Origin of the sequence: Streptomyces viridosporus, from assembly GCF_002078235.1 — a bacterium.
GTDB classification, from domain to species: Bacteria; Actinomycetota; Actinomycetes; order Streptomycetales; family Streptomycetaceae; genus Streptomyces; species Streptomyces viridosporus.
In genome coordinates this window covers 1-6,384 of sequence record NZ_MSGP01000384.1, presented here as the reverse complement: position 1 = coordinate 6,384, position 6,384 = coordinate 1, and the positions used below count along the sequence as shown (strand labels likewise).

At 73.7% G+C, this 6,384-nt stretch carries 5 protein-coding genes and 1 pseudogene; all 6 read right to left on the bottom strand.

Annotated features, from left to right (window positions below; genetic code table 11):
* Positions 1-328, bottom strand: a pseudogene (locus B7L92_RS41655) (hypothetical protein); the annotation flags it as partial.
* A 90-nt stretch (positions 329-418) separates the two neighbouring features.
* Positions 419-772, bottom strand: coding sequence for a hypothetical protein (locus B7L92_RS26270; protein ID WP_081239870.1), 354 nt, complete (start codon positions 770-772; stop codon positions 419-421).
* An 8-nt stretch (positions 773-780) separates the two neighbouring features.
* Positions 781-2,523: an AbeC-like domain-containing protein gene (locus B7L92_RS26265; protein WP_081239869.1), complete on the bottom strand. Its 1,743-nt coding sequence runs from the start codon at positions 2,521-2,523 to the stop codon at positions 781-783.
* Between the two features lie 330 nt (positions 2,524-2,853).
* Positions 2,854-3,843 (bottom strand): malate dehydrogenase, encoded by a 990-nt coding sequence (locus tag B7L92_RS26260; protein ID WP_081239868.1) that lies wholly within the window; start codon positions 3,841-3,843, stop codon positions 2,854-2,856.
* 493 nt (positions 3,844-4,336) lie between these two features.
* Positions 4,337-5,449, bottom strand: coding sequence for a helix-turn-helix domain-containing protein (locus tag B7L92_RS26255; RefSeq protein WP_081239867.1), 1,113 nt, complete (start codon positions 5,447-5,449; stop codon positions 4,337-4,339).
* A gap of 624 nt (positions 5,450-6,073) precedes the next feature.
* Positions 6,074-6,384: DUF3017 domain-containing protein (locus B7L92_RS26250; protein ID WP_143626377.1), on the bottom strand; the 311-nt coding region annotated here is incomplete at its 5' end.

Sequence of the window (6,384 nt, the reverse complement as noted above, 5' to 3'; positions counted from 1 at the left end):
CCGGGCCGGGTCCTCCGGCCGACGGGTCCCCGCCCGCGGCCGGAGGGCCGCCCGGTCCGGCCGCCGTCGGCGAGGCTGCCGGACCAGCCCCTTCCGCGGTCGGCGGAGCGGCCGGAGCGGTTCCGGCCGAAGCGTCCGAAGCGGTCCCGGCCGGAGCCGGAGCGGCGACCGCCGGGCCCGGAACGGCGTCCGCCGGAGCCGGAACGGCGCCGCCCGGCGGCCCCCAGGCGGCGGGGGCCGGAGGCGCGGCGACCGCGTCGGCCGTGCCCTCCTCGCCCTCCTCCCAGCGCTGGAACTCCTCGTTCCAGTAGCGCGGTCCTCCGGTCATCGCATCCCCCTGTCTTCCCGGCTTCCCAGCTTCCCGGCTTGTTCCCGGCTTGTTCCCGGGTCGTCCCGGCCGTCCCGGCCGTCGCCGGCCTCACATGCCGAGCAGTCCCGCCACCGTCCCGGCCGAGGCGAGCACCGAGGTGAGGGCCTGGGCGTCCGCGAGCAGTTCCCGCACCCGCCCGAGGCGGCTCTCACCGGCCGCGCCGGTCCGGCCGATCTCGTCCTCGGTGTCCGCGAGCGCCTCGTCCAGCCGGGCCGTCTGTTCGCTCTGCCGCACCCGGGACAGGTCCGCCCGCAGCGCGCGGACCGCCTCCAGCAGTTCCTCGGTGGTCGCGTCGCGCTGCGCCGGGCCCCCGTGGTGGGCCTCGGCCCGCGCGTGGCGGCCGATCGCGAAGGTGCTGTGCGAGACGTCACCGATCCGGACGTTCGGTTCCTCGTGCGTCATGGCGGGGTTCATCCCTTCTGCGGTGCGGCACCGCCGGAGGCGCTCGCGTGCTCACCGATGGCGAAGGTGGAGCCCTCGACCCGGTCGATGTGCACGGCGCCGTTGCTGATGTTCACGATCTTCTGCACGAACTCGCCGGTCTCGTAACCGGCGTCGGCCAGGGCCTGCCGGACCCCGCGCCCGATGCGGTCCTGGATGCTCCGCAGATAGCGGTCCACATCCATCCGCTGGAACGTGGATCCGACGTCCACCGCGGCCAGTTCCCGCACGGAGAGGGCGGGCCCGTCGGGCAGCGCGACCGCGTGACCGCCGGTCAGCAGCCGCCACGCGAAGGCGGCGCCGTGGGCGAGGGCGGCCAGGGAACGGCCCGCCGAGCCGGGCACCAGGGCGAGGGCCCCGGCGGCCCTGCCGACCACGTTGCCGTGGAGCAGCCGGTGGGAGACGCGGTCGCCCTCCTTGAACTCGGCCCGCACCGGGTTCAGGACGTGCGGGGCGACCTCCAGCATGAGCATGCGGCCCTGGGTGTGGACGCGCACGAAGACCGTGACGACCAGTTCCTCGTCCCAGCCGCCGACGCGGATGCGCAGGAAGTGCCGCCGCTTCTCGCCGCCCTCCTCGACGGCCCGCACCCGGTGCCGCTCGAACTCCTCCGCCGAGTAGGGGGCCTGGTCGCGGTCGGTCAGTCCCTCGACGGGAAGGAACACGCACTCGTCGATCTCGAGCCGGCGCAGCCGGTCGCGCACCGCGGTCCCCGCGTACTCGGCGGGCATCCGCAGCTGTTCGAGCAGGGGGCGGACCCTCTCGAGGATCGCCCGGTTGCTGAGCGGCTGCGGCGCGGCGTCCTCGTCCGGCCGGAGTTCGACGGCGAGCACCCAGGTGTCGTACGCCGTGCCGGCGCCGCAGAACGGGCGGGCCTCGTCGTACATGACCAGCGGGGCGTGCTGTTCCCGCCGGATGCGCCGCACCAGGCGGGAGAAGCGCTCCCCCTCGGCCTGCTCGGCGGGGTCGTTCGCGAGGTCCGGGAAGCGCTTCGCGGACAGCTCCGCGGCGAACACCCGGGCGAACCGGTCGCGCCGGGCGGCGGCGCACAGCGCGATGAGCACGAGCACGGCGATCCCGAACCAGGCCTGCCACGGTTCGGCCGACTCCAGCGGCGTCCCGTCGAAGGAGCCCGAGCCCCCCGAACTCCCGGAGGCCGAGCCGTACCACGGGTCGTAGGAGTCGTGGGAGTCGTACGACGAGCCGGGTCCGGAGCCGCCGTCGGAGTCGGCGCCGAACGCGGCGGCGACCATGAGGGCCAGGCCGACCGCGAAGAGGAGGCGCCCGTACCAGCGCACGACGAAGGCGGCGAACAGGCGGTACGCGGGCGGCTGTTCGGCACTGCCCCGGAGCCGGGGGGCGAGGGCGAGCAGCAGACCGGCCAGGAGCTGCAGGCCCAGCAGCAGGCCGCCGACCGCCAGGCCCACCGCCCAGAGCCCGAGGACGGCCGTGGACCACAGCAGTTCCTGCCGCCGGGCCCGCAGCGCGTGCGCGAGGACGCGGGCCGCGTCGAAGCCGGACGACGGGGCGGCGATCCGCTGCTCGTTGAGGTACAGCTGCTCGATCACGCGGTCCCGGTACTCCGCGTTCTGGTAGGTCCCCGCGCACAGCAGCCGGGTGGCCTCGCTGGCGTACGGCGGGACGGGCGGTGGTTCCGGGGGCGCCGGGGCGTTCGCGTGGTGCTGTTGCCGCGGCACGTGTGCGGTGCTCATGCCGATCCCCCGTGCGGATGGGTCAGTGGTGACCGTCGAGTTGAAGGGCCGTCAGCATAAGGGATGCGCCGGAGCGGGGGAAACCGGATTGTCAAGGGCTCGGCCGCGTGATGTGCGCCAAGCTTTGGCCTTGGCTTCGGGGTGGAAATCCGAGGCGGAAGGGGGCCGGGCGGGCGTGGGCGCTCCCGCTCCCTCGGCTTCAGCCGACCGCACCGGAGGGCGTCCGGCCGCACGCGTGCACGGGTCCCGCCGAGGCCGCCGCCGACGCCGGAACGCGGTGATCCCCGGGCCGCGCGGGCGGCCCGGGGATCACCGGTGGAGCGGGGTGCGTCAGATGAGGCCGAGGCCGCGGACCGCCTCGCGCTCCTCCTCGAGCTCCTTGACGGAGGCGTCGATGCGGGCGCGGGAGAAGTCGTTGATCTCCAGGCCCTGGACGATCTCGTACGCGCCGTCCTTGACGGTGACCGGGAAGGAGGAGATCAGGCCCTCGGGGACGCCGTAGGAGCCGTCCGACGGGATGCCCATGGAGACCCAGTCGCCCTCCGGGGTGCCGTTGACCCAGGAGTGGACGTGGTCGACGGCGGCGTTGGCGGCGGAGGCGGCCGACGAGGCGCCGCGGGCCTCGATGATGGCGGCGCCGCGCTTGGCGACGGTCGGGATGAAGTCCTCGGCCAGCCACTTCTCGTCGCCCACGACCTCGGCGGCGTTCTTGCCGGCGACGGTGGCGTGGAAGATGTCCGGGTACTGGGTGGCGGAGTGGTTGCCCCAGATCGTCAGCTTCTTGATCTCGGAGACCGGGACGCCGGTCTTCTTCGAGAGCTGGGTCAGCGCGCGGTTGTGGTCCAGGCGGGTCATGGCGGTGAAGCGCTCGGCCGGGACGTCCGGCGCGGCGGCCTGGGCGATCAGCGCGTTGGTGTTGGCCGGGTTGCCGACGACCAGGACGCGGATGTCGTCCGCGGCGTGGGCGTTGATGGCCTGACCCTGCGGCTTGAAGATGCCGCCGTTGGCCTCCAGCAGGTCACCGCGCTCCATGCCCTTGGTGCGCGGGCGGGCGCCGACGAGGAGGGCGACGTTGGCGCCGTCGAAGGCCACGTTCGGGTCGTCCGTGATGTCGATGCCCTGCAGGAGCGGGAACGCGCAGTCGTCCAGCTCCATGGCCGTGCCCTCGGCGGCCTTGAGCGCCGGGGTGATCTCCAGCAGGCGCAGCTTGACCGGCACGTCCGCGCCGAGCAGCTGGCCGGAGGCGATGCGGAAGAGCAGGGCGTAACCGATCTGGCCGGCCGCGCCGGTGACGGTGACGTTCACGGGAGTGCGGGTCATGGCGTTCTCCGTATGACAGCTGGCGGTGGGGCGGTCCCTGCCCCGGGGTGCGGGATCCCCGCGGCCGGTTCGCGGTGACCGGTCGCCGGAACGGGTGGCCCGGCGCCGTCCGCCGCGATGATCGATCATGGATACGAATGATCGATCTCTTGGCGTCAAGAGAGATCCAGCGGTCAGGCTATCGCGGCATCCCCGATCGCGGAGGGCAGGGCTCCCTGTGGCCCGTCCCACAGAGCGCCCCCTCCGGCACCCGGGCGGACGAGAAAAGGGGCGGCCGCCCGTCCGGGAGAGGTGGAGGACTGAGGCGGCCGCCGTCGGGGACCGACCGTGCCGGACTCCCGTGGGGGTAGGTTCCGCCTGCCCGGCTTTCGCCGGGTCATGCCGGTTCGTCACATATTCCGCACACATTCCCCCGAAGGGCCCCGCAAGGAGGCGGGAAGCCTCCCCCGACCGGGTGAATACCCAGCTTGCCCGGTTTACTTTCTGCGGCCTCTTACTCCGTGCAGCCTTCCTCGCCGGAGGCGAGCACCGCGCAGGCCTTGGCCCGGGCCGCGCTCTCGACCGCCACCATCGCGGTGTACGCGACCGTGTCACCGGTCTCGGTGATGGTGTCGCTCTGCTTCGACCCGCCCGCGGCGATCTCCACCTTGTCGCCCTGCGCGGCCTGGGTGATGCGTCCCCACGCGGCGCCGCAGGTCTCGCTGTAGCGGACCTCCACGGTGGTGGTGCCGACCGTCGCGGTCCCGGCGGTGATCACCAGGTCGCCGCTGCACCCCATGCTCTCCGCGTCCTTGCCCGTGCAGCCGTCACCGCTGCACTTCACCCCGGCGGGCAGGTTCGCGGCGGCGGTGGCGGTGGGCGAGGGGGACGTGGCGGCCGCGTTCTCCTTCTTGTCGTTCTCCATCCCGGTGACGTAGAGCCCGGCGGCGATCACCACCAGCGCTCCCACGGCACCGACCACGAACGTCGACGTGCGCCGCTTGCCCCCGGGGCCGCCGGAGCGGCCGCGGTCGGCCGTGCCCCGGGGCGGTGCGCCGTGCGCTCCCGGCGTCCGTCCGTACCCGGCGGGCGGCGCGGCCACGGCCCCGGCACCGCGGCGGTCCGGCTGCGGCGCCCCGGCACGTCCGTCGACGCCCCACGCGTCCGTCCCGGAGGCGTCGCGGACGTCGGTGGCGGTCGGCTGCGGCGGCACGCTCGGGGAGACCCCGGCCGGTCCCGCGACCCCCGGACGGACCGCGGCGCCGCCCTTGCGGCTCCTGCCGCCCGCACCCGCCGGCGGACCGGCGAGCTCGCTGAGCGCGGCGCGCGCCTGCGAGATCCGGATCGCCTCCATCGTCATGTCGTGACGCATCTCCGAGCGGCTCCAGGCACGCTCGGCGAGCTCCCACATGGTGGTCAGGTGCACCGGGTTGGTCCCGGTGACCTCGGCCAGGGCCACGATCGCGCGCTTGGGCGCGAGCAGCCGGCCGTTCAGGTACCGCTCCCAGGACGTCTTGCTGTAGCCCGTGCGGTCGGCGACCGACGCGACGCTCAGACCGCTGCGGTCCACCACCCGCCTGAGCTGGCTCGTGAATTCCCTGATCTGCGGATCGAGCTCATCCGGCAAGGCCTTCCAACGAGGCATTGCTTCCCCCCTCTTCCCCCGCGTTCGTGCTGGTGTTTCCCTCGCGCATGGTGCCCTCTGCCGAGTCCCGTTCTGGCTACCCACAGGGATGCCGCCAGCCAGGGTCTCAGTTCCCGGGGTGGGGGCGCACGGGAGCATCGGGCTCCGGGCGCACGCCGTCGCGCGCCCGCTCGTACTCGCTTGCGCTCCAGTGTCCCACCGGTCACCCCCTCGACCGAACGGAACCCCGCACAAGCCCGGCCGAGCCCCTCGCACCCCCGTCCCGGCCCGGGGAACGTCCCGGGTCACCACGATCGCCCATGCCGGCCCCGCCGCCTCCCACTTGTACGCAGTTGCACGAACTTGTCAATACATCGACACACTGCACCCACGAGGAGACCCACGGAACCCGCCGGTCCCCTTCGTCGGGCCCTTCGCCCGCCGGAGGGAGGTTCCGGGGCGGTCGGAGGATTCCGGAACACGTAGCGGAACGGTCACTTCCGTGCCACAGCGGCCGGACAGCCGTTGAACAGGCGCTTCACCGTGCAGGAAGGTTGTTCCCGGCGGCCCGTCCTCTCACGGGGGTGAGGACGGGCCGCCGTACGCGGCACTCCGCTCCGCCGGACGCTACCCGCTGACCGTGAAGTGCAGCGTGTCCTTCAGGAACGGGATCTCCAGCCACGGCTTCGGCTGCACCATCAGCGCCAGCAGCGCGATCACCAGGCCCAGCACGCCGTACGTGACGATGTCCGTGAAGCGGGAGCGCACCGCGAGCATGCCGACGTCCGGCACCAGCCACCGCAGCGCGGCCCCGGCCAGCAGCGCCACGCCGATCAGCAGCGTGCCGAGCCGGAACAGGTCGAACGCGGTCAGCAGCAGCCCCAGTCCGACCGTGAGCAGCACGGCGAGGATCGGCCACTGGCGGGCGGGCGCGGGGG